Here is a 504-nt window from a genome sequence, read left to right as displayed (position 1 = left end):
GGACTCGGCGTCGGTGCGCCGCGCCACGGAGTAGTCCAGCGGCGAGGTCTCGATCGGGGCCCGGAACTCGTGCTCCATGCGGTGCTTGACCACGTCGAACTGTAGGGGGCCCACCGCGGCGAGCACCGGCGCCTGCTCACCGCGCACGTCCGAGGTCAGCACCTGCACCACGCCCTCGGCGTCCATCTGGGCGATGCCGCGCTGGAACTGCTTGTACTTGCTCGCGTCCTTGGCCCGCGCCACCACGAAGTGCTCGGGGGCGAAGCTGGGGATCGGCGGGTAGGACACCTTGGGGCCGTCGTAGAGGGTGTCGCCCACCGCCAGCGCCTGGGCGTTGACCAGCGCGATCACGTCGCCGGGGTAGGCCGTCTCGATGGTGGTGCGGTCGGAGCCGAACACCGCCTGGGTGTACTTGGTGGCGAACGGACGCCCGGTGGGCGCGTGGGTGAGCACCATGCCGCGGTCGAAGCGGCCCGAGCTGATGCGCACGAAGGCCATCCGGTC

At 71.0% G+C, this 504-nt stretch carries 1 pseudogene; it reads right to left on the bottom strand.

The features are described 5' to 3' along the window. Positions 1–504, bottom strand: a pseudogene (locus ACSIH6_RS39450) (peptide chain release factor 3); the annotation flags it as partial.

The organism is Nocardiopsis synnemataformans, from assembly GCF_965343085.1.
GTDB classification, from domain to species: Bacteria; Actinomycetota; Actinomycetes; order Streptosporangiales; family Streptosporangiaceae; genus Nocardiopsis; species Nocardiopsis alborubida.
This window is presented reverse-complemented; position numbering and strand designations above follow the sequence as displayed.